17 protein-coding genes are annotated in these 20,921 nt (G+C 76.0%); 8 read left to right on the plus strand and 9 right to left on the minus strand.

Annotated features, from left to right (window positions below; genetic code table 11):
* Positions 1–152 precede the first annotated feature (152 nt).
* The 5 genes from yajC (at position 153) to ACRYM0_RS09445 (ending at position 6,867) form a co-directional block, all read left to right on the plus strand.
* A complete protein-coding gene (gene yajC, locus ACRYM0_RS09425; protein ID WP_432504376.1) occupies positions 153–539 on the plus strand; it encodes a preprotein translocase subunit YajC in 387 nt (128 codons plus the stop codon).
* A 248-nt stretch (positions 540–787) separates the two neighbouring features.
* The gene (secD, locus tag ACRYM0_RS09430) at positions 788–2,683 is read left to right on the plus strand and encodes a protein translocase subunit SecD (RefSeq protein WP_432504378.1); all 1,896 of its coding nucleotides are present in this window, start codon (positions 788–790) and stop codon (positions 2,681–2,683) included.
* The gene (gene secF / locus ACRYM0_RS09435) at positions 2,683–3,729 is read left to right on the plus strand and encodes a protein translocase subunit SecF (protein ID WP_432504380.1); all 1,047 of its coding nucleotides are present in this window, start codon (positions 2,683–2,685) and stop codon (positions 3,727–3,729) included. The genes secD and secF overlap by 1 nt, the downstream gene beginning before the upstream one ends.
* A complete protein-coding gene (locus ACRYM0_RS09440; protein ID WP_432504382.1) occupies positions 3,726–4,283 on the plus strand; it encodes an adenine phosphoribosyltransferase in 558 nt (185 codons plus the stop codon). The genes secF and ACRYM0_RS09440 overlap by 4 nt, the downstream gene beginning before the upstream one ends.
* Positions 4,284–4,647: 364 nt before the next feature.
* Positions 4,648–6,867 (plus strand): RelA/SpoT family protein, encoded by a 2,220-nt coding sequence (locus ACRYM0_RS09445; protein ID WP_432504413.1) that lies wholly within the window; start codon positions 4,648–4,650, stop codon positions 6,865–6,867.
* 26 nt (positions 6,868–6,893) lie between these two features.
* Here ACRYM0_RS09445 and ACRYM0_RS09450 read toward each other — a convergent pair whose 3' ends face one another.
* Positions 6,894–7,514, minus strand: a complete 621-nt coding sequence (locus tag ACRYM0_RS09450) for a type IV toxin-antitoxin system AbiEi family antitoxin (RefSeq protein WP_432504384.1) — start codon at positions 7,512–7,514, stop codon at positions 6,894–6,896.
* 128 nt (positions 7,515–7,642) lie between these two features.
* Positions 7,643–9,313, minus strand: a complete 1,671-nt coding sequence (locus tag ACRYM0_RS09455) for a DUF349 domain-containing protein (protein ID WP_432504386.1) — start codon at positions 9,311–9,313, stop codon at positions 7,643–7,645.
* Positions 9,314–9,418: 105 nt separating this feature from the next.
* On the opposite strand from ACRYM0_RS09455, the gene ACRYM0_RS09460 reads away from it, so the two are divergent.
* Positions 9,419–10,093, plus strand: a complete 675-nt coding sequence (locus tag ACRYM0_RS09460; RefSeq protein ID WP_432504389.1) for an MBL fold metallo-hydrolase — start codon at positions 9,419–9,421, stop codon at positions 10,091–10,093.
* Between the two features lie 9 nt (positions 10,094–10,102).
* Here ACRYM0_RS09460 and ACRYM0_RS09465 read toward each other — a convergent pair whose 3' ends face one another.
* Positions 10,103–10,768 carry a pentapeptide repeat-containing protein gene (locus tag ACRYM0_RS09465; protein ID WP_432504391.1) on the minus strand — a complete coding sequence of 222 codons (666 nt, stop codon included), beginning with the start codon at positions 10,766–10,768 and terminating at the stop codon, positions 10,103–10,105.
* A 225-nt stretch (positions 10,769–10,993) separates the two neighbouring features.
* Here ACRYM0_RS09465 and aspS point away from each other — a divergent pair, with 225 nt between their 5' ends.
* Both aspS and ACRYM0_RS09475 read left to right on the plus strand, forming a co-directional pair.
* Positions 10,994–12,775 carry an aspartate--tRNA ligase gene (gene aspS / locus ACRYM0_RS09470; RefSeq protein ID WP_432504393.1) on the plus strand — a complete coding sequence of 594 codons (1,782 nt, stop codon included), beginning with the start codon at positions 10,994–10,996 and terminating at the stop codon, positions 12,773–12,775.
* Positions 12,768–13,460 carry a phosphatase PAP2 family protein gene (locus ACRYM0_RS09475; RefSeq protein WP_432504395.1) on the plus strand — a complete coding sequence of 231 codons (693 nt, stop codon included), beginning with the start codon at positions 12,768–12,770 and terminating at the stop codon, positions 13,458–13,460. The genes aspS and ACRYM0_RS09475 overlap by 8 nt, the downstream gene beginning before the upstream one ends.
* Here the strand turns inward: ACRYM0_RS09475 and ACRYM0_RS09480 are convergent.
* The 6 genes from ACRYM0_RS09480 to ACRYM0_RS09505 form a co-directional block, all read right to left on the minus strand.
* Positions 13,444–13,725, minus strand: a complete 282-nt coding sequence (locus ACRYM0_RS09480) for a hypothetical protein (RefSeq protein ID WP_432504397.1) — start codon at positions 13,723–13,725, stop codon at positions 13,444–13,446. The genes ACRYM0_RS09475 and ACRYM0_RS09480 overlap by 17 nt on opposite strands.
* Positions 13,726–13,856: 131 nt before the next feature.
* Positions 13,857–16,049 (minus strand): ArnT family glycosyltransferase, encoded by a 2,193-nt coding sequence (locus tag ACRYM0_RS09485; protein WP_432504399.1) that lies wholly within the window; start codon positions 16,047–16,049, stop codon positions 13,857–13,859.
* A complete protein-coding gene (locus ACRYM0_RS09490; protein WP_432504401.1) occupies positions 16,046–17,449 on the minus strand; it encodes a glycosyltransferase in 1,404 nt (467 codons plus the stop codon). Before ACRYM0_RS09490 ends, ACRYM0_RS09485 begins: the two co-directional genes overlap by 4 nt.
* 106 nt (positions 17,450–17,555) lie before the next feature.
* A complete protein-coding gene (locus ACRYM0_RS09495; RefSeq protein ID WP_432504403.1) occupies positions 17,556–19,082 on the minus strand; it encodes a sensor histidine kinase in 1,527 nt (508 codons plus the stop codon).
* A 49-nt stretch (positions 19,083–19,131) separates the two neighbouring features.
* Entirely contained in the window at positions 19,132–19,875 is a 744-nt protein-coding gene (locus ACRYM0_RS09500) for a response regulator transcription factor (protein WP_432504405.1), read from the minus strand.
* Positions 19,876–19,978: 103 nt separating this feature from the next.
* Positions 19,979–20,524, minus strand: coding sequence for an STAS domain-containing protein (locus tag ACRYM0_RS09505; RefSeq protein WP_432504407.1), 546 nt, complete (start codon positions 20,522–20,524; stop codon positions 19,979–19,981).
* Between the last annotated feature and the right edge of the window lie 397 nt (positions 20,525–20,921).

The raw sequence follows: 20,921 nt of genomic DNA on the forward strand, positions 1-20,921 counted from the left end.
TGATCCGTCTAGACTGCGCGGGCGGGTCGGTCGGCCGGCGCCGGCCGGGTGCGCAACCCGGGGCGGTCGCCCGGCGTCGCCCCGCCGCACCGGCACCAGGCCGGTGCGGGCGCCGGTGAGCCGTCGAACCCACCGGTGCGGAGAGGGATGTCGTGGGTGGTGGCGGCGGTAGCCAGCTGATCTTCCTCCTGCTGATGGTGGGCCTGCTGGTCTTCATGTTCAGCCGGACGCGCAAGCAGCAGCGGGCCCAGGTGGAGATGCAGAGCAGCGTCGGGCCGGGCGCGGAGGTCATGACCACCTCGGGCACCTACGGGACGGTCGTCGAGGCCGACGGCGACGTCGTGGTCCTGGAGATCAGCCCCGGGGTGCGCACGCGCTGGGCGCGGCGCGCGGTCGCCCGCGTGGTGACCCCGGCGGTCGGTGCCGCCGACCCCGCGCCCGGTGCGACCGCGGCGGACGCCGGCGGCCTGGACCTGCGCAAGCCGCCCACCGAGGACCCCGCGGGGGACGACCCCGCCGGCGGCGCCCACCGTCCCTGAGCCGCCCGCGCGGCCCCGCCCCGCGTGCCTGCGCGGCGCGTGCCGGGCCAGCCGTGCCCGGCGCTCACAGCGGTCACTGGTAAGACAGTGACCAACCACGAACAGTGACAAGCTAGCGCTGACCGGGTGACGACCGTCTCCGGGTGAGCCCCGTCCCGAGGTACCCAGTGTCCAACGACAGGCCCCCGCGCGTGCGCCGAGGCGCACCCCTCCGCCGTCCCCGCCCCGGCCGCACCCTGGTGCTGCTCGTGGTGCTGGTCGCGCTGCTCTTCGGCGCCGTCGGCGCCGGCTCGATCTGGGGGGCCGCCCGGTGGGCGCCGGGCTTGGCCCTCGACCTGGAGGGGGGCACCCAGGTGGTGCTCACCCCGCGCGCCGTCGAGGGCGGTGAGGTCGACACCGAGCAGGTGCAGCGCGCCGCCAACATCATCCGCCAGCGCGTGGACGCCACCGGCCTGTCCGAGGCGCAGGTGCAGGTGCAGGGCGGGCAGAACATCACGGTCTCCATCCCGGGGCAGGCCACCCGCGAGCAGCTCGACCTCATCGCCCAGTCCGCGCAGCTGCGCATGCGTCCGGTCATCTACGCCGAGCCGGTGACCCTGTCGATGGACCCCGCGCCGACCGCTGAGCCCACCGCCGAGCCCACCGCCGAGCCGACCGCCGAACCCACGGACGGCACCACGGCCAGCCCGGAGCCCACGCAGAGCGCCGACGGCGCGGCGGCACCGGCGGCCCTGCAGCAGGCCACGACGGCCCCCGCCGAGCCCGCCGCCACGCCCGAGGCGACCCCCACGCCCCCCTCGCTCACCGAGCTGGCCACCCCGAGGCCCACCCCCGGGCCCGGGCAGCCGAGCGCGGCGCCCACCCCGGCGCCCACCGACGCCAGCGACGACGCGTGGCTGTCCAGCCCCGGGCTGGTGGAGGTCTTCCAGAACCTCGACTGCTCCGACCCGGCGCAGCGCGCCGGCGGCCTCGTCGAGGACCCCGACCTGCCACTGGTCACCTGCAACCAGGAAGGCACCGAGAAGTACGTCCTCGGGCCCGCCGTCATCGAGGGCACCCAGCTGACCGACGCCACCGCCACCCAGGCGCGCAACGACCAGGGGTACGCCACCGGCGGCTGGGCCGTGCAGCTGTCCTTCGACGCCAGCGGCGACGCGGTCTTCCAGGAGCTGACCGCGCGCATCTCGCAGCTGAGCGACCCGAAGAACCGCTTCGCCGCGGTCCTGGACGGCCTCGTCGTCACCGCCCCGAGCGTCAGCCAGACGATCGCCGGCAACCCGGAGATCACCGGGAACTTCACCCAGGCCAGCGCCGACGCGCTCGCCCAGCAGCTGAAGTTCGGCGCCCTGCCGCTCTCGTTCGTGGTCCAGACCGAGGACCAGATCTCCGCGACGCTGGGCGAGGACCAGTTGCGCAACGGCCTGATCGCCGGGGTCATCGGGCTGCTTCTCGTGGTGGCGTACTCGCTGGTGCAGTACCGCGCCCTGGGCCTGGTGACCGTCGGCAGCCTGGTGCTGGCCGGGGCGATCACCTACGGCGTCATCCTGCTGCTGAGCTGGCTGCAGGGTTTCCGCCTGAGCCTGGCCGGGGTGGCCGGCCTCATCGTGGCCATCGGCATCACCGCCGACTCCTTCATCATCTACTTCGAGCGCGTGCGCGACGAGATCCGCGACGGTCGCGTGCTCACCTCCGCGGTGGAGGCCGGCTGGCGCCGGGCACGCCGCACGATCCTCATCTCGGACGCGGTGAGCCTCATCTCGGCCGTGGTGCTGTTCGTCCTGGCCGTCGGCAACGTGCGCGGCTTCGCCTACACCCTGGGCATCATCACCCTCATCGACCTGCTCGTCGTGGTGCTCTTCACCCACCCGGTGGTGGCGCTGCTGGCCCGCACGAAGTTCTTCGGCGGCGGGCACAGGCTCTCCGGGTTCGACCCCGAGCACCTGGGGTCCACCGTGGCGCGCCACGCGCTGCACCACGGCGCGCACCGGCCCACCGTGGCCGAGCGGCGCGCCGCGGAGCGCGCTGCGGCCCGCACCGGTGAGGACGACGCGGGAGGCCCGGCCGGGACCCCCGGGCACGACGACGACGGCGAGGCGGCACGCGCGGGCGGGACCGGCGCCGCGGACGACAGGAGCGACGCCTGATGGGCATGGCAGACCTGGGCAACCGGCTCTACACCGGTGAGTCCTCCTTCGACTTCGTGGGCCGGCGCAAGCTCTGGTTCCTCATCGCCCTGGTGTGCGTGGCCCTGTCGGCCGTGCTGCTGGTCAAGCCCGGCCTGAACTTCGGCATCGAGTTCGAGGGCGGATCGCAGTTCCGGGTCACCGGGTCCACCGACCAGCAGGCCGCCCGCGAGGCCGTCGAGACGGTCCTGCCCGGCACCGTGCCCGAGGTCACCCAGGTCGGCGGCAACGGGGTGCGGGTGCAGACCGAGACGGTCAGCACCGCCGAGCTGGACGAGATTCGCCAGGCGCTGGCCAGCGGGCTGGACGTGCCGCTGGAGGACGTGACCTCTTCCACCGTCGGTCCCAGCTGGGGTCAGGACGTCACGAACCAGGCCCTGCTCGCGCTGGTGATCTTCTTCGTCCTGGTCTCGGTGATCATGGCGCTGTACTTCCGCACCTGGACGATGGCGCTGGCCTCCATGGTCGCCCTCGTGCACGACCTCGTCATCACCGCCGGGGTGTACGCGCTGATCGGCTTCGAGGTGACGCCGGCGACGGTCATCGGGTTCCTGACGATCCTGGGCTACTCGCTCTACGACACCGTCGTCGTCTTCGACAAGGTGCGCGAGAACACCTCGGCGGCCTTCGAGCGGCGGGACGCGACGTTCGCGCGGGCGGCGAACCTGGCCGTGAACCAGACGGTCGTGCGCTCGGTGAACACCACCGTCGTGGCGCTGCTGCCGGTGGCGGCCATCCTCTTCATCGGCGACCTGCTCCTGGGCGCCGGCACGCTGCGCGACATCAGCCTGGCGCTGTTCGTGGGCACGCTCGTGGGCGCCTACTCCTCGATCTTCGTGGCCACGCCGCTGCTGGTGGTGCTGCGCTCGCGCGAGCCCGCGGTGCGCGCCCTGGACGCCGCCGTGCGCGAGGGCTCCGCGGCGGGCGGGTCCTCCGGCGCGACGGCGGCCGGTGCCACGGCCGCCGGGGCCACGGCGGCCGACGGTGCGCACGGCGGCACCGCGTGAGCGCGCCGGAGCCGGTGGCCACCGTCGGTGCGGACGTCGCCGCGCTCGTCGACGCGGGCCTGCGCACCGTGCCGGACTTCCCCAGTCCCGGGGTGCTCTTCCGGGACATGACCCCCCTGCTGGCCGACGCCCGCGCCTTCGCGGCCGTGGTGGGGGCCCTCGCGCAGGTGGCGCGCGACGTCGGCGCCGAGGCGGTGGCCGGGATCGAGGCGCGCGGCTTCATGCTCGCCGCCCCCGTGGCGGAGCGGTGCGGGCTGGCGTTCTGGCCGGTGCGCAAGGCGGGCAAGCTGCCTGGTCCGGTCCTGCACCGCACGTACGACCTGGAGTACGGGACCGCGGCCCTCGAGCTGCGCGGCGACCTCGTGCGGCCGGGCCAGCGCGTGCTCGTCCTGGACGACGTCCTGGCCACCGGCGGCACGGCCAGGGCCGCGTGCGAGCTGGTGGAGGAGGCCGGGGCGCACCTGGCGGCGCTGGCCGTGCTCCTGGAGCTGACGGCCCTGGGCGGCCGGGCGCGCCTGGAGGGGCGCCCGCTGGTCGCGCTGAGCGCCGCCTGACGCCGTCCCGCCGCCCCGCCGGGCCCGTCCGGTCCGCGCACCCGACCAGCGGCTCCTAGACTGGTCGCTCGCGGACGGGAGGAACACCATGGCGGACGGCACGGGCACCGAGGGCCCAGCGGTGGGGGTGCGTCCCGCGGGACCCGCCGAGGCACCCGCTGGTGCGAGCCCCGGCGCGGATCCCCGTCCTGCTCCCGCGCCCGCGGTCTCCTCCGTGGTGCCGGCCCCGGGCGCCACCGCCCGCGCCGCCGCGCACCCCGTGCCGCCCATCGCGCGGCCGGCCGGCCCGGAGCGTCGCAGGGCCGTCGAGCGCGGTGGCCGCCAGGGCGAGGCGGCCCCCACCGGCCCGGTCACCGCCAGCCGGATGCTCTCGCGGCTGGCCCGCTTCGGCCAGCACCGGCAGTCCAACGTCTCGCCGGTCCTGGAGCCGCTGCTGCGCACGGTGCGCATGACGCACCCCAAGGCGGACCTGAGCGTGGTCGAGCGCGCCTTCGACCGCGCCGAGAACGCCCACGACGGTCAGCGCCGCAAGAGCGGGGACCCGTACATCACCCACCCGGTGGCGGTGGCGACCATCCTCGCCGAGCTGGGCATGACCCCCTCCACCCTGGCCGCCGCCCTGCTGCACGACACCGTGGAGGACACCGACTACTCCCTGGACGACCTGCGCCGGGAGTTCGGCGACGAGATCGCCCAGCTGGTCGACGGGGTCACCAAGCTCGACAAGGTCACCTACGGCGAGGCCGCCCAGTCCGAGACGGTCCGCAAGATGATCGTGGCGATGGCCAAGGACATCCGCGTGCTGGTCATCAAGCTCGCCGACCGCCTGCACAACGCGCGCACCTGGCGGTACGTGCCGGCCGCGTCGGCGGAGAAGAAGGCCCGCGAGACGCTGGAGATCTACGCACCGCTGGCCCACCGGCTCGGCATGAACACGATGAAGTGGGAGCTGGAGGACCTGGCCTTCGCCACGGTCTACCCCAAGCGCTTCGACGAGATCGTGCGCCTGGTCGCCGACCGCGCCCCCGCCCGCGAGGAGTACCTGACCGGGGTGCGCGCCCAGATCGAGGAGGACCTCAAGAGCGCGCGGGTGCGGGCCACGGTCACCGGCCGGCCCAAGCACTACTACTCGATCTACCAGAAGATGATCGTGCGCGGGCGCGACTTCGCGGAGATCTACGACCTCGTGGGCGTGCGGGTCCTGGTGGACTCCGTGCGCGACTGCTACGCGGTCCTCGGCGCCCTGCACGCGCGGTGGAACCCGGTCCCCGGCCGGTTCAAGGACTACATCGCGATGCCCAAGTTCAACATGTACCAGTCGCTGCACACGACGGTCATCGGGCCCGAGGGCAAGCCCGTCGAGATCCAGATCCGCACCTTCACCATGCACCGGCGCGCCGAGTACGGCGTCGCGGCGCACTGGAAGTACAAGGACGACCCCAACGCCAGCGGTGGCAAGCGCGAGAACGAGATGGACTGGCTGAAGTCCGTCGTGGACTGGCAGCGCGAGTCGCCCTCCAGCGAGTTCCTCGACGACCTGCGCTTCGAGATCAACGCCGGTCAGGTGTTCGTGTTCACGCCGAAGGGCGACGTGCGCGAGCTGCCCGCCGGTTCCACACCGGTCGACTTCGCCTACGCCGTGCACACCGAGGTCGGCCACCGCACGATGGGCGCGCGCGTCAACGGCCGCCTGGTCCCGCTGGACTCCACGCTGGACAACGGTGACCTCGTGGAGGTCTTCACCTCCAAGGCCGACGGTGCCGGGCCCAGCCGGGACTGGCTGCAGTTCGTCAAGTCCCCGCGGGCCCGCAACAAGATCAAGCAGTACTTCTCCAAGGAGCGGCGCGAGGAGGCGATCGACCTCGGCAAGGACGAGATCGCCCGGGCGATGCGCAAGCAGCACCTTCCGCTGCAGCGCCTGATGTCCCACGACTCGCTGCTGGCGGTGGCGCGCGAGCTGCACCTGGCGGACGTGTCCGCCCTGTACGCGGCGGTCGGGGAGAAGCACGTGTCCGCCCAGCACGTGGTGGACAAGCTCATCGTCGCCGTGGGGGGCGAGGCGGCCGTCGAGGAGGACCTGGCCGAGGCCACCACGCCGGGATCCCCGCGCAGCGCCCGCACCGGCGGGGACGCCGGGATCGTGGTCAACGGCAGCGACGACGTGTGGGTCAAGCTCGCGCGCTGCTGCACCCCGGTGCCCACCGACCCGATCGTCGGGTTCGTCACGCGCGGCGCCGGTGTGTCGGTGCACCGGCAGGACTGCGAGAACGTCACCCGGCTGCGCCGCGAACCGGAGCGCATCGTGGACGTGGAGTGGGGTTCGGCCACCTCCACCTCCAACGCCTCGAGGTTGTTCCTGGTGCAGATCCAGGTCGAGGCCCTGGACCGCGCGCGGTTGCTCTCGGACGTCACCCGCGTCCTGTCGGACAACCACGTGAACATCCTCTCGGCGACCGTCAGCACCAGCCGGGACCGTGTGGCGGTGTCGAAGTTCTCCTTCGAGATGGCCGAGCCGAACCACCTGGGGCACGTCCTGAACGCGGTGCGCCGCGTGGACGGCGTCTTCGACGCCTACCGCGCCTGAACCGCGGGGCACCCGGCGAGCGGACCTCACGGCCGCGGCACCACCGGCGCCGCACCCACGGCCAGCGCCCGGCGGGCGGTGCGCACGTGCGCACGGCCGCGGGCGCGCAGGGCGGCCCGCTCGACCTCGGCGCCGTCCGCCCCGGCCGCGGTCAGCAGCGCGCGCACCTGCACCGCGCGGCGCGGGTCGCTGCGGGCCAGGTCCAGCAGGGTCCGCGCCGGGGTGGTCAGCGCCAGCCCCGCCACCTCGGTGACGTCCTCGGTCTCCAGCCGGCAGCGCGAGGCGACCAGGCGCACGCCGCCGGTGGGTGCGTAGCGGGTGGGGGTGCGCCGCACCACCTGGACCTGTTGCGGTGCCGGCAGCGGTGCGCCCACGTGCACCCAGGCCGCTGCCACCCCCACCACCACGGCGCCGGCCGGCACCAGCAGGGCCAGGGACCTGGCTCGCACGGCCGCGTCGACACCCGTCCCGGCGGCCACCACGACGTCCCCGGCCAGCCTGCGCAGCAGCCCGTCGTGCACGTCGCGCGCCACGGCCGCCCGGGCGCTGCGGGACGGAGGGGGACGCCACGGCTCGGCGGGGTCCGGGCAGCGCCCGCGGCGCAGGAGTTCGGTCAGCCAGTCGGGGGAGGTGTCGGGTCCGGGCACCCGCTCAGTCGACCGCACCCGGCCGGGTGCGGGCCCCCGCCGCCCGCCCGGTTGTGGACGGCCGCGGGACGCCCCGCGCCTGTGGGCACCGGGGCGTCCCCGCCGGTCGGCGTCGCGTCAGCTCCCGGTCAGCGACCCGTGTCGTGCAGTGCCGACCGGGCGGCGTCCAGCCACGCCCGGCGGGCCTGCAGCGCCTCCTCGGCCCGTGCCAGGGCACGGGCGTCACCGCGGGAACGGGCCTTCTCGACGTCCGCCTCCAGGTCGCGGATGGCCGACTCCAGCTGGCTGGCCAGGCCACCGGCACGAGCCTGCGCCTCGGGGTTGGCGCGCGACCAGCGGGCCTGCTCGGCGTCGCGCACCGCGGTCTCCACCGCCCGCAGGCGCGCCTCGACGCGGCCCAGGTCCGCGCGCGGGACCTTGCCCGCGGCCTCCCAGCGGTCCTGGATGCTGCGCAGCGCCGCCTTCGCGGAGCCCAGGTCCTTGATCGGCAGCAGCGCCTCCGCCTCGGCGAGGAGCTCCTCCTTGACGGCCAGGTTGCCGCGGAACTCCTCGTCGACAGCCTCGTTGGCGGCGGTGCGCGCGGCGAAGAAGACGTCCTGCGCGGCGCGGAAGCGCTCCCACAGGGCGTCGTCGTCCTTGCGGCCGAGCCGGCCGGCGGCCTTCCAGCGGTCCATCAGGGTGCGGTAGGCGGTGGTCGTGCCGCGCCAGTCGGTGGAGGTGGACAGCGCCTCGGCCTCGGCGACGAGCTTCTCCTTCTCCGCGCGGGTGCTGGAGCGCTGCTCGCCCAGGGCCGCGAAGTGGTGGCGACGCACCTTGTCGAAGGCGCTGCGGGCGTGGCTGAAGCGCTTCCAGAGCTCGTCCTCGCTGCGCTTGTCCAGCCGGCCCTCGCGCTGCGCGGCCTTCCACTCCTCGAACAGCGCCCGCAGCCGCTCCCCGGCGGCGCGCCACTGCACCTTCTCCGGGTCCTGGGCGGCGATCGACTCGGCCTCCTCCACGATCGCCACGCGCGCGGCGCGCAGCTGCTCGCGGTGGACGGCCCGTGCCCGGTCCGCCGCGGCGCGCGCCTCGTCGGCCACGGTCGCCAGCGCCTCGACCCGGGCGGTCAGCGCGTCCAGGTCGCCCACGGCGCGCGTCTCGGCCAGGGCGGTGCGCAGCGCGCCGACCCCGCTGACGATGTCCTTGCCGGCCAGGTCGGTGCTGCGCAGGCGCTGCTCGAACAGGTCGACCTGGGCGACGAGCTCCTCGTACTTGCGCACGAAGTACGCCACCGCCTCCTCGGGGGTGGCGTCGGGGTACTGCCCGACCTCGTGCTCGCCGTCGGCGCGGCGCACCCACACCGTGCCGTTCTCGTCGACCCGGCCGAAGGCGGCGGCGGCCTCGCGGTCCACCGTCGTGGTGTGCGCGGCGTCGGCCGCCACGGGCTCGGCGGCGGGGTCGCCCGGCAGCGCGCGCGGCGCGGCGGGCGACGGTGCCGCCTGGCGCGGGGCGGGGCGCCCGGCCAGGGCCGCGGGGGAGGGGCGCAGCGCCGCCGCGTCGGCGGTGTCGCGGGCGCTGCGCACGGACTCCTCGGACGGTGCGGGAGCAGGCACCTCGGGGGCGGCCTCCTGCTCCGCCCGTCCGGTGCCGTTCGCGGGGGGCTCGGCGGGCTCGTCGGCGGGGGCCTGCGGCTCCTGCGCCGCGACGGCCTCCTGCTGCTCGGCCGGCTGCTCCACCTGCTCCGTCCGCTCCGCCGCCGTGGGGTCGCTGGGGGTGTCCTGAACGTCCTGGGGGGACGCCGGCTCCTGGGGGTGCTCGCTCACCCGCCGCAGTCTAGGTCCCGCGGTCCCCGGACGGCGCAGGCGGTGACTGGACGTCCCCGCCCGGTCGCCCGGCGTGCTCGTGGCGGGGCCCCTAGGCTCGGGGACGTGCTCGTGGAGACCGTGGTGGCCGCCGTCGCCGGGACGAACTGCCACGTCGTGGCGCCCGCGGCGGGCGAGGAGTGCGTGGTCGTGGACCCGGGCGTCGACGTGGTCGGCCCGCTGGCCGAGGTGCTGCGCCGGCACAGGCTGCGCCCCGCCGCGGTGCTGCTCACCCACGGCCACTTCGACCACACCTGGTCGGTCACCCCCGTCTGCGGCGCGCACGGCGTGGCGGCGACCATCCACGCCGACGACGCCCACCGGCTGCGCGACCCCCTGGCCGGGATGGGCCCGCAGCTGCGGGCGGCCCTGCAGTCCTCCGGCGCGGGGCCCTGGCGCGAGCCCGACGACGTCGTCACCGTCGGCGACGGCGCCCGGCTGAGCGTGGCCGGCCTGGACGTGAGCGTCAGCCACGCACCCGGCCACACCGAGGGCTCGGCGCTGTTCAGCGTCGCCCGCCCCGGCGAGAGCGACCTGCTGCTGGCCGGTGACGTGCTCTTCGCCGGCTCCATCGGCCGCACCGACCTGCCCGGCGGGGACGGCGAGGCGATGCTGCGCACCCTGGCCACCAGGGTGCTGCCGCTGGACGACGCCACCGACGTGCTGCCCGGCCACGGGCCCGCCACCACGATCGGCCGCGAGCGCGCCACCAACCCCTGGCTGCGCCGGTCGCGGGGGTGAGCGGAGCGCTCACCCCACCACGGTGATCCCCAGGTGGGCCGCCAGCAGCGGCGCCAGCTGCAGCAGCTGCACCTCGCCGACGACCAGGCCCCGCAGCCCGTCCACGCCGCCGACGCCGCCGAGCTCGCTGGTGGAGACGTCCACGTCCACCAGGCGGGCCGAGGCCGCCTCCAGCGCACCCAGCCGGCAGTCCTCGAAGCGCACCCGCGTCCAGCGGGCCCCCGTGGCGTCGACGTCGCGCAGGTCGCAGCCGGTGAACGTCACGTCCGTCAGGGACGACTCGCGCAGGTCCGCGAAGTCCACCCGCGCGCCCACGACCGCCACCCGGGTCAGCTCCGCCCCCGGGGCGGCCAGCGCGCCCACGCGCACCTGCTCCAGCGCGCACTCGCGCCAGCAGGTGGCGCGCAGCGACAGCGCCGTCGCCGCCAGGCCGCTGACCCGGCAGTCCACGAACCGGGCACCGGTCAGCACCAGGTCGTCGCCGCGGCAGCCCTGGAGCACGCAGCTCAGGAAGCGCGCGTCGGTGGCGTCCACCCCCGACAGGTCCACCCCGTCCAGGAGCAGGTCGTCGTGCGCGGCGCCGGGCCGCGGCGGTGCGTTGCTGGGGACGAGGTCGGCCAGGGCGGGCAGGTCCGGGTGCGCGGGCGCCGGCCGGCGCGGTGCGGTGCGGCTCACCGCGCCAGCGTGGCGCACGCCCCGGACGCGGCGGGACCCCCGGCCGGTCACGGGTTCACCCGTTCGCCGATCACCGCGCCGTTCAGCGCGCACCGCGCGTGGCCGAAGCACCGGGAGGACGTGAAGGGCCGTGGAGCAGCCGCCACCGCTGCGCGCCGGGAGCCCTCGCACGTCCGTAGGATCGTCGTCGCGCACCCCCGCGCACTGACGACGAGAGGACCCCCCGTGCTCCGCACCCACGAGGCCGGCGCCCTGCGCGCCGGCCACGCAGGCCAGACCGTCACGCTCACCGGCTGGGTGGCGCGGCGGCGCGATCACGGCGGGGTGGCGTTCCTGGACCTGCGCGACGCCTCGGGCGTCGTGCAGGTCGTCGCGCGCGACGAGATCCTCGACGCGGGCGGCGCCCACGAGCTGCGCAACGAGTACTGCGTGCGCATCACCGGCGAGGTGCGCCTGCGCCCGGAGGGCAACGAGAACCCGGCCATCCCCACCGGTGCGGTCGAGGTCGACACCACCGCCCTGGAGGTGCTCAGCGAGGCCGCCCCGCTGCCGTTCCAGATCGACGACACCCTCAACGTCGGCGAGGAGGCGCGGCTGAAGCACCGCTACCTGGACCTGCGCCGCAGCGGGCCCGCGCGCGCCCTGCGGCTGCGCAGCGCCGCGAACAAGGCCGCCCGCGAGGTGCTCGACGCCGACGGCTTCACCGAGGTCGAGACCCCCACGCTGACCCGGTCCACCCCCGAGGGCGCCCGCGACTTCCTGGTGCCCGCGCGCCTGGCCCCCGGCTCCTGGTACGCGCTGCCGCAGAGCCCGCAGCTGTTCAAGCAGCTGCTCATGGTCGGTGGCGTGGAGCGCTATTACCAGATCGCCCGCTGCTACCGGGACGAGGACTTCCGCGCCGACCGGCAGCCGGAGTTCACCCAGCTCGACATCGAGATGAGCTTCGTCGAGCAGGACGACGTCATCGCCCTCGGCGAGCGGATCGTCGCCGCGCTGTGGAAGCTGATCGGCCACGACGTGCAGCTGCCCCTGCCGCGCATGACGTACGAGGAGGCCATGCGCCGCTACGGGTCCGACAAGCCGGACCTGCGGTTCGGCATCGAGCTCGTGGAGTGCACCGAGTTCTTCGCGAACACGCCGTTCCGGGTCTTCCAGGCGCCCTACGTCGGCGCGGTCGTCATGCCCGGCGGCGCCTCCCAGCCGCGCAGGACCCTCGACGCCTGGCAGGACTGGGCCAAGCAGCGCGGCGCCAGGGGCCTGGCGTACGTGCTCGTCGGCGAGGACGGCGAGCTGTCCGGGCCGGTGGCCAAGAACCTCTCCGAGGCCGAGCGCGCCGGCATCGCCGCGCACGTCGGCGCACGGCCCGGCGACTGCGTCTTCTTCGCGGCGGGCCCGGTGAACGCCCAGCGGGCGCTGCTGGGCGCCGCCCGCGGGGAGATCGCCCGGCGGATCGGCGCGATCGACGAGGACGCCTGGTCCTTCCTCTGGGTGGTCGACGCACCCATGTTCAAGCCGGCCGCCGAGGACGACGACGTCTCGATCGGGGGCGGTGCCTGGAACGCGGTGCACCACGCGTTCACCGCGCCGAAGCCCGAGCACCTCGACACCTTCGACACCGACCCCGGCTCGGCGCTGACGAACGCCTACGACATCGTCTGTAACGGCAACGAGATCGGCGGCGGCTCGATCCGCATCCACCGCCGCGACGTCCAGGAGCGCGTGTTCGCGGTCATGGGCATCGACGAGGCGAGCGCGCGGGAGAAGTTCGGGTTCCTGCTCGACGCGTTCTCCTACGGCGCCCCGCCGCACGGCGGCATCGCGTTCGGCTGGGACCGCGTGGTGGCCCTGCTGGCCGGTGCGGACTCCATCCGCGAAGTCATCGCCTTCCCGAAGTCCGGCGGTGGCTACGACCCGCTCACCGCTGCTCCGGCGCCCATCACCGCGCAGCAGCGCAAGGAGGCCGGGGTGGACGCGAAGCCCGAGGGGCGCACGTCCCCCGGTGCCTGAGCGCGGAGCCCGCGCCCCCCGGCCGGCGCTGACCGCGGCCGCGGCGTGCGCGCTGGCCGCCGCGGTGCTGACGGCGCTCGTGGTGTCCGGGGCGAGCGCGGGGCTGGACGGCCCGCTGTCGCGGGCCGCGGTCTCCGCCGCCCTGGACGCCCCCGCGCCGACCCGCGCGGCGCAGGTCGTCGAGCAGGTCACTCAACCGGTGTGGGTGTACCTCGCCGGGCTCGCCGGGGTGGTCGCCTGCGCCCGTTCCGGACGGCGCCGCGACGCGCTGTGCGCGCTGGTCGCCGGTGTGGTGGCGGCCCTGGCCTCCCCGCTGCTGAAGCTGCTGGTGGGCCGGGTGCGCCCGGCCCTGGAGGCGGGGCTGACGGGCTCGGACGGCGGGTCGTTCCCCTCCGGGCACGCCTTCGCGTCCGGCACCGTCGTGCTGGGTGCGCTGGTGCTGCTCGCGCCGCCGGCCCGTTCGGCGGGCCGCCTGGTGCTGCGGGCGGGCGCGGGGGCGCTGGTGCTGCTCCTGATCGGGGTGGACCGGGTGTGGCTGGGTGCGCACTGGCCCACCGACGTGCTGGGCGGCTGGCTGATGGCCGCCGTCCTCGTCTGCCTGGCCGCGGCGGTCGCGGCGCGCGGGCGCCCCGCCACGGAGCGCCCGGTCGGTCCCCGGGGGCGGGACCTCAGAGGGAGACGGTGACGACGTACGTGCCGCGCTGAGCGCCCGCGCCGCCCAGCTGGGCCGGCAGGGCCGCCGGGGAGGCCGCGGCCACCGGGACCGTGACGGGCGTGCGCAGCCCGGACTCGACCGTGCTCACCGGCGCCGCCGCGGAGGCGGTGCTCGCCGTGGCGACGGTCAGCCCGACGGAGGAGACGCCGGCGATGAGGCCTGCGGCGAGCATCCGGCGGTGCAGGGCCGCGGAGCTGCGGGAGGACTTGCGGGTGGCGGTGCGGTTCGTCGTCATGGCAGCAGAGTGCTCCCGGACCCTGTGGCGCCCCTGTGCTGCGCGGCGCCCCGGCCTGTCGGTTCCCTGTGCCGTCCCTGAGCGCGCGAGAGCCCCCCCGGGGGCACCCGGGGGGGCTCTCGCGCGAGACGTCAGACGCCGGTGCTGCTCGTGCCGCCCGTCGCGCCACCGCCCGTGGTGGTGGCGCTCAGGTCGTACACGGTGGTGCCGTCCACGTCGGTGGCGGGGAAGTTCTGCGCCACCCACTGCGCGATCTGCGCGGCCGCGTCGCTGCCCCCGGTGTCGGTGGAGGCCATCGAGCTGCTGGCGACGTAGTAGTGGATGCGCCCGGCGGCCACGTGCGCCTGGAACTGCTCCAGGGTCGGCGCGGGGTCCGTGCCGTTGAACCCGCCCACCGCCATGACGGGTTCCTGCGTCGCCAGCTGGTACCCGGCGGCGTTGTTGGACCCGGTGACGGCGGCGACCCACGTGTAGGAGTCGGCGTCGGCCGCGAGCAGCGCGGTCAGCTCGGCGCTGGGCTCGGAAGCACCCAGCAGGCCGCCCATCCCGCCGCCCGCCCGGCCGCCCGTGCCACCGGCTCCACCGAACCCGCCGCCCCGCCCGGTGCCCTGACCGGGAGCGCCCTGAGCGGGGGCGCCCTGCCCGGTCGCGGTCCCGGGGGCCTGCGCCCGGCCGGGCGCGGTGCCGCCGGCCGGGGGCTGCCCGCCGCCGGGGAAACCCCCTGCACCGGCGCCGCCGGGGAAACCACCCGCACCGGCGCCGCCGGGGGCACCGCCGCCGAACCCGGCGGTGGTGCTGGGGCCGGCGGAGACGATCGCGCCGGTCTGCGCGGTGGAGGCCGTCTGCACCGAGTACGCCAGCGGCCCGGCCAGCGCGGCCACCAGCCCCGCCGCGGCGCCGGCGCGCGCCAGCGCCAGGGCCACCCGGCCCCGCAGCGCCCGCGCGAGCACCAGCAGCGCCCCCGCGACCACCCCGACCGCGAGCACGGTGCCGCGCAGCCACGGCAGGAACTGCGGGCTGCGGCCCAGCAGCACCCACGCCCACACGGCGGTGCCCGCGACCACCACGCCCAGCAGCGGCAGCGCCCAGCGCGTCGCGCGCGCCGCCCACAGCTGCACCGCCCCCGGGCCCGCCAGGGCGGCGACCGCGGGCGCCAGGGCGACGGCGTAGTAGGGGTGGATGATCCCCGACATGAAGCTGAACGCCGTGAACGTCACCGCGCCCCACCCGGTCCACGCCACCAGCGCGGCCCGGCGCACGTCGGTGCGCGGGGCACGGGCGGTCAGCGCGAACCCGGCGACCGCCAGGACCGCCGCGGCCGGCAGCAACCAGGAGATGTTCCCGCCGAACTCGGCGTCGAACATCCGCCCGATGCCGGTCTCGCCCCAGCCGTTGCCGGCGCCCACGCTGCCGGTCTCCTCGCCGGTCAGCCGCCCGAGGCCGTTGTAGCCGAACGTCAGCTCCAGGAAGGAGTTCGTCTGCGACCCGCCCACGTAGGGGCGCCACGACTCCGGGACGAGCTCGACGACCGCCACCCACCAGCCGGCGGAGACCAGCAGCGCCAGCCCGGCCAGCAGCAGGTGCTTCACGCGCGCCACCGGCCGGTGCGGCGCCGCCCACAGGTACGCCAGCGCCAGGCCGGGCAGCACGAGGAACACCTGCAGCTGCTTGGTGAGGAACCCCAGACCGCAGAACACCCCCGCCCACACCAGGAACCTCGCGCGGCCGGTGTCCACGGCCTTCAGCACGCCCCAGGTGGCCGCGACCATCAGCAGGACCAGCAGCGCGTCGGGGTTGTTGAAGCGGAACATCAAGGTGGCCACGGGGGTCGTGGCCAGGACGAACCCGGCCAGCAGCGCCGCCGCGGGGGAGGCGCAGCGGCGCACCGTGGCGTGCAGCAGCGCCACGGCGGCCACGCCCTGCAGCGCCTGCGGCACGAGGATCGACCAGGACGACAACCCGAACAAGCGCACCGACAACCCGGTGATCCACAGCGCGGCGGGGGGTTTGTCGACGGTGATGGCGTTCGCGGCGTCGGAGGAACCGTAGAACCACGCCTCCCACGACACCGAGCCGGCCTGCGCCGCAGCCGCGTAGAACGGGTTGGCCCACCCGGAGGCGGACAGCCCCACCAGGTACAGCACGGCGGTGCCCGCCAGCAGGGCCAGCAGCGCGGGCCGCGCCCACCGCGGGTCGTCCGGCCGGCCGCGCCACGCGCGGGCGGCGAGCACCCGCGGGTGCACCGGCAGCGACCGGGCGCGGCGCGCGCCGGAGCCGGGACCGGAGCGTTCCAGGGCGGTGCGGGGTCCGGGAACGGCGCTCACGGCGTGGTGTCCCGGGCGCCGTGCACCGGCACCACCGCGCGCGCCGCGCCGGGGGAGGGGGAGTCGTCCGGCCGCGTGCCGGGGGACTGTGCGCAGGAGCGGTCCTCCTGGTGGCCGGGCCGGTGGTGGCGGCGGTCGCGGAACACCCACGAGCGCAGCAGCAGGAAGCGCAGCACGGTGGCGGCCAGGTTCGCGGCCGTCAGCACGGCCAGCTCCGCGCCGCGCGTGGCCCCCGGGGCGGTGGAGTGCAGCACCACCAGGCTGCCGGAGGTCAGCGCCCACCCCAGCAGGAACACCAGCAACCCCTGCACCTGGTGGCGCCCGGCGCCCTCGGGCCCGCGCACCCCGAACGTCAGGCGCCGGTTCAGGGCCGTGTTGCCGACGGCGGTCAGCAGCAGCGCCAGGAAGTTCGCGGCCTGGGCGCTCGTCACCTCCTGCAGCAGCAGGTACAGCAGCGCGTACGCCCCGGTGCTGGCCAGGCCCACGCCGACGAACCGGCCCAGCTGCCCGGCCAGGCTGGTGGGGACCCCGGCCACCGCGGCCGGCTGCGGGCCGCGGCCCAGGCTCTCGCGGACCTCGCGCAGGGGCAGCTTCCCGGTGGCGATCGCGGTGGCCAGGCGCCGGATGCCGCGCAGGTCCGCCAGCGCGGTGGCGACGATGTCGACGCGGCTGTCGGGGTCGTCGACCCAGTCGACGGGGATCTCCTGGATCCGCAGGCCGGAGCGCTCGGCGAGCACCAGCAGCTCGGTGTCGAAGAACCAGCCGGTGTCCTCCACCAGCGGCAGCACGGTGCGCGCCACGTCGGCGCGGATCGCCTTGAAACCGCACTGCGCATCGCTGAAGCGCACGCGCAGGGTGCCGTGCAGCAGCAGGTTGTAGCAGCGCGAGATGATCTCGCGCTTGGCGCCGCGCACGACGTTGGAGCTGCGCGCCAGGCGCGAGCCGATCGCGACGTCGGAGTGCCCGGAGACCAGCCCGGCCACCAGCGGCAGCAGCGCCGCCAGGTCCGTGGACAGGTCGACGTCCATGTACGCCAGCACGGCGGCGTCCGAGGTGGACCACACGTGCTTCAGGGCCCGCCCGCGCCCCTTCTGCTCCATGCGCACGCTGCGCACCCCGGGGATCTCCGCGGCGAGCGCGGCGGCCACCTGCGCGGTGGCGTCGGTGCTGGCGTTGTCCGCGACGGTGATGCGGCAGGCGAACGGGAACGAGGCCAGGTGCGCGTGCAGGCGCCGCACGCACGGCTCGAGGTCGACCTCCTCGTTGTGGACGGGAACCACGACGTCCAGCACCGGGGGGGCCGGGCGCTGGCCCGCCTCCGGCCCGGTCCCGGGGTCGGTTCCCGGGGCCGGGCGCGGCCGCAGCGGGACGGGCGGGGAGCCGGGAGGCGTGGCTGTCATGCCCGGAGGTTCGGCGCTGCGCCTTCCGGGCACGTGGGACCCGGCTGTGCTGAGCCTGTGGGTGCGGTGCCGAGTGCCGAGTGCCGGTCGGGTGCCGGCCGGTGGATCAGGAGGCGCGGGCCGGCTCGCCCGCCGGGGCCAGCGGCAGGTCCACGCGGAACGCGGTGCGCCCCGGAACGCTGTCCACGCTGACGCGGCCGTCGTGGGAGGCCACCACCGCCTGCACGATCGCCAGGCCCAGGCCGGTGCTGCCGGCGGCCCGCGAGCGGGAGGAGTCCCCCCGCGCGAACCGCTCGAACACGTGCGGCAGCAGCTCCGGGGAGATCCCGGGCCCGTCGTCCACGACGTCCAGGTGCACGCGCCCGCCCTCGGTGCGCAGGTGCACGGTCACCGTCGTGCCCGCAGGGGTGTGGCTGCGGGCGTTGCCCAGCAGGTTCACCAGCACCTGGTGCAGCCGGGCGCCGTCACCGGGGACCTCCACCGCCTCCTCCGGCAGGTCCAGGCGCCAGGTGTGATCGGGGCCGGCCACGCGCGCGTCGCTGACCGCGTCGAGCACCGTCATGGTCAGGTCGACGTGCTCGCGCTCCAGCGGCCGCCCGGAGTCCAGGCGCGCCAGCAGCAGCAGGTCCTCCACGAGCCCGGTCATGCGCACCGCCTCGGACTCCACGCGCCGCAGGGCGTGCGCCACGTCCGCCGGCACGCTCTCGCGGTTGCGGCGGGCCAGCTCGGCGTAGCCGCGGATCGCCGCCAGCGGCGTGCGCAGCTCGTGGCTGGCGTCGGCGACGAACTGGCGCACCCGCTGCTCGGAGGCGTGCCGGGCGCTCAGGGCGGAGCCGACGTGGTCCAGCAGGCGGTTCAGCGCCGAGCCGACGCGCCCCACCTCGGTGCGCTCGTCGGTGTCGCGCGCGGGCACGCGCTGCTCGAGGTCCACCTCCCCGCGGTCCAGCTCCAGCTCCGACACGCGCGCGGCGGTGGCCGCCACCCGCTGCAGCGGGGCCAGGTCGCGGCGCACCAGGACGGTGCCGGTGACCGCGGCGGCGGCCACGCCCAGCAGGATCACGGCGGCCTCCACCCCGACCACCGTCCACAGGGTCGTCTCCACGCCCGTCAGCGGCACGCCGGTGACCTGCAGCGCACCGGTGGGCAGGGTCGCCGCCACCACGCGGTAGGTCCCCAGCCCCGGCAGCTCCACGGTGCGCGCGTCGCCCAGGTCCACCTGCCGCAGCGCCTCGGCCTGCGCGTCGCTCAGCGCCACGGCGCACTCCTGGTCGCCGCCGCTGCTGGTGTCGATGACCCCCGACTGCCCGGCCACCAGCTCACCGCCGGAGAAGCGCGCGCCCACGGTCCCGTCCACCTGCCCGGGGCCCACGAACGCCGGCCGGGTGCCCGAGGGGCAGCTGCCGGCCTCCTCGTCGTCGTCGTCCGGGCGCGGGCCGGCCCGGCCGCCGAACTCGGAGCGCTGGGCCAGGTCCACCGACTCGGCGAGCTGACCGTCGACCTGGTCCATCAGCTGGTCCCGCAGCGCGTAGGTGGTCACCACGCCGATCACCAGCCCCACCGCCACCAGCAGCGCGGTGACGGTGGCGATGAGCCGGCCGCGCAGCGTCTGCGGGCGGCGCAGCGGGAACCTCACCCCTCCACCCTCGCGCCCCCGGTGCGGTTCGTCACGTCAGGTGCGCCGCTCAGCCGGCCGGGTCGACGGCCGGCTTGAGCACGTACCCGGCGCCGCGCACGGTGTGGATCATGGGGGAGCGCCCGGCGTCGATCTTGCGGCGCAGGTAGGAGACGTACAGCTCCACGATGTTCGCCTGGCCGCCGAAGTCGTAGTTCCACACCCGGTCCAGGATCTGCGCCTTGGACAGCACCCGGCGCGGGTTGCGCATCAGGAAGCGCAGCAGCTCGAACTCCGTGGCCGTCAGCTTGACCTCCTCACCGCCCCGGAACACCTCGTGGCTGTCCTCGTCCAGCACCAGGTCGCCCACGCTGAGCACCGGCTCCTGCTTGGCCGCGGCCAGGCCGGAGCGGCGCACCAGGCTGCGCAGGCGGGCCACGACCTCCTCCAGGCTGAACGGCTTGGTGACGTAGTCGTCGCCGCCGGCGGTCAGGCCCGCCACCCGGTCCTCCACGGCGTCCTTGGCGGTCAGGAACAGCACCGGCACCTCGGTGGAGTCCGCGCGCAGCCGGCGCAGCACCTCCAGCCCGTCGATGTCCGGGAGCATGATGTCCAGCACGACCGCGTCGGGCCGGAAGGAGCGGGCGGTGCGCACGGCCTCCAGGCCGTCGGCGGCGGTGCGCACGTCCCAGCCCTCGTAGCGCAGCGCCATGCTGAGCAGCTCGGACAGGGTCGACTCGTCGTCGACGACGAGCACGCGCAGCGGGCTGCCGTCGGGGCGCTGCAGGTCGGTGCGAGTGGTGGTGGCGGTCATGGCCCCATCGTCGGTGCCCCGGCTGCGACGCTTCAGGGGAAACGCTGAGAACGACCTGTGCGGCCCCGGGGACGTTCACCTGTCCGGCCCAGCGCGGGCGCGCTCAGGAGGCGGCCAGCTCCCCCTCGGCCACCGGCCGGGCCAGGTCCAGCACCCGCTGCACCCCCGGCCGCGCGGCGGACGTCGTGCAGCTGCCGCCCGCGTCGGCCGCGGCCCGCCGCAGCCGCTCCAGGAACCGCACGGCGCTCGCGTCCACGGCCGTGACCCCGCGCACGTCCACGTGCACCCGCGGGCCGGGGCGCGTCGCGCAGTGCTCGAGCACCTGCTCCTGGACCAGCGCCAGCTCGCCCGCCAGGGCCAGGTCCACGTCACCGGTGAGGACCACCTGCAGCGCACCGGGCTCCTCGCGGGTGAGCACCGTGGACACCACCACGCGCTCGCCGTCGCGCGCCGGGTCCAGCGGCCGCCCCGGCACCGGGCCCGCCGCCGGCACAGGAAGCTCGGCGCCGTGCGGCTCGGCGGGCAGGGTGCGCGCCACCACGCGGACCCGCACGGGCGCGGCCCCGGCGGTGCCGGTCGCGTCGGCGGGGGTGGGGACGTCGGCGGGGGTGGGGACGCCGGTGGGGGCGGGGTCGTCGTGGCGGCTCACGGGGCACCTCCGGGGGCGGGGACGGGTCCGGGCCAGCTTCGGCGGGCCGGGTGGGAGCAGCCGTGGGGCGGGCTGTGCGGCGGCTGGCAGGCGCGCGCCGCCCGGGCGCCCCCGGGGGGTTGCGTTCGGGGCGTGGGCGACCTGTTCTGCACCCACGCCGACCCCCGCGGCCCACCCCGCGGCGGGCCGGGGCCCCGTCCCCCCGCCGCCCGCCCCCCCCCCCGCGGCGGGGCGGCAGGACCGCCGCCAGGGTGAGGACCGCCGCGGCGACGTCCACCACGAGCGCGGCGTCCACGTCCGGCACGAGGTCGCCCGCCCAGGAGCGCCAGGCCGCACCGGCGTACGAGCCGGCCGCGGCACCGGCCAGAGCGGCCAGCGCGGGCAGCAGCGCCCCGCT

The organism is Kineococcus arenarius subsp. arenarius (assembly GCF_050871845.1).
Classification (GTDB): Bacteria; Actinomycetota; Actinomycetes; order Actinomycetales; family Kineococcaceae; genus Kineococcus.

Excerpts from the sequence above, each read along its gene's own strand:
- ACRYM0_RS09500 (WP_432504405.1), bottom strand. The coding sequence starts at position 19,875 with ATGACCGCCACCACCACTCGCACCGACCTGCAGCGCCCCGACGGCAGC.
- secF (WP_432504380.1), top strand. The coding sequence starts at position 2,683 with ATGGGCATGGCAGACCTGGGCAACCGGCTCTACACCGGTGAGTCCTCC.
- ACRYM0_RS09480 (WP_432504397.1), bottom strand. The coding sequence starts at position 13,725 with ATGACGACGAACCGCACCGCCACCCGCAAGTCCTCCCGCAGCTCCGCG.
- ACRYM0_RS09490 (WP_432504401.1), bottom strand. The coding sequence starts at position 17,449 with ATGACAGCCACGCCTCCCGGCTCCCCGCCCGTCCCGCTGCGGCCGCGC.
- ACRYM0_RS09445 (WP_432504413.1), top strand. The coding sequence starts at position 4,648 with ATGCTCTCGCGGCTGGCCCGCTTCGGCCAGCACCGGCAGTCCAACGTC.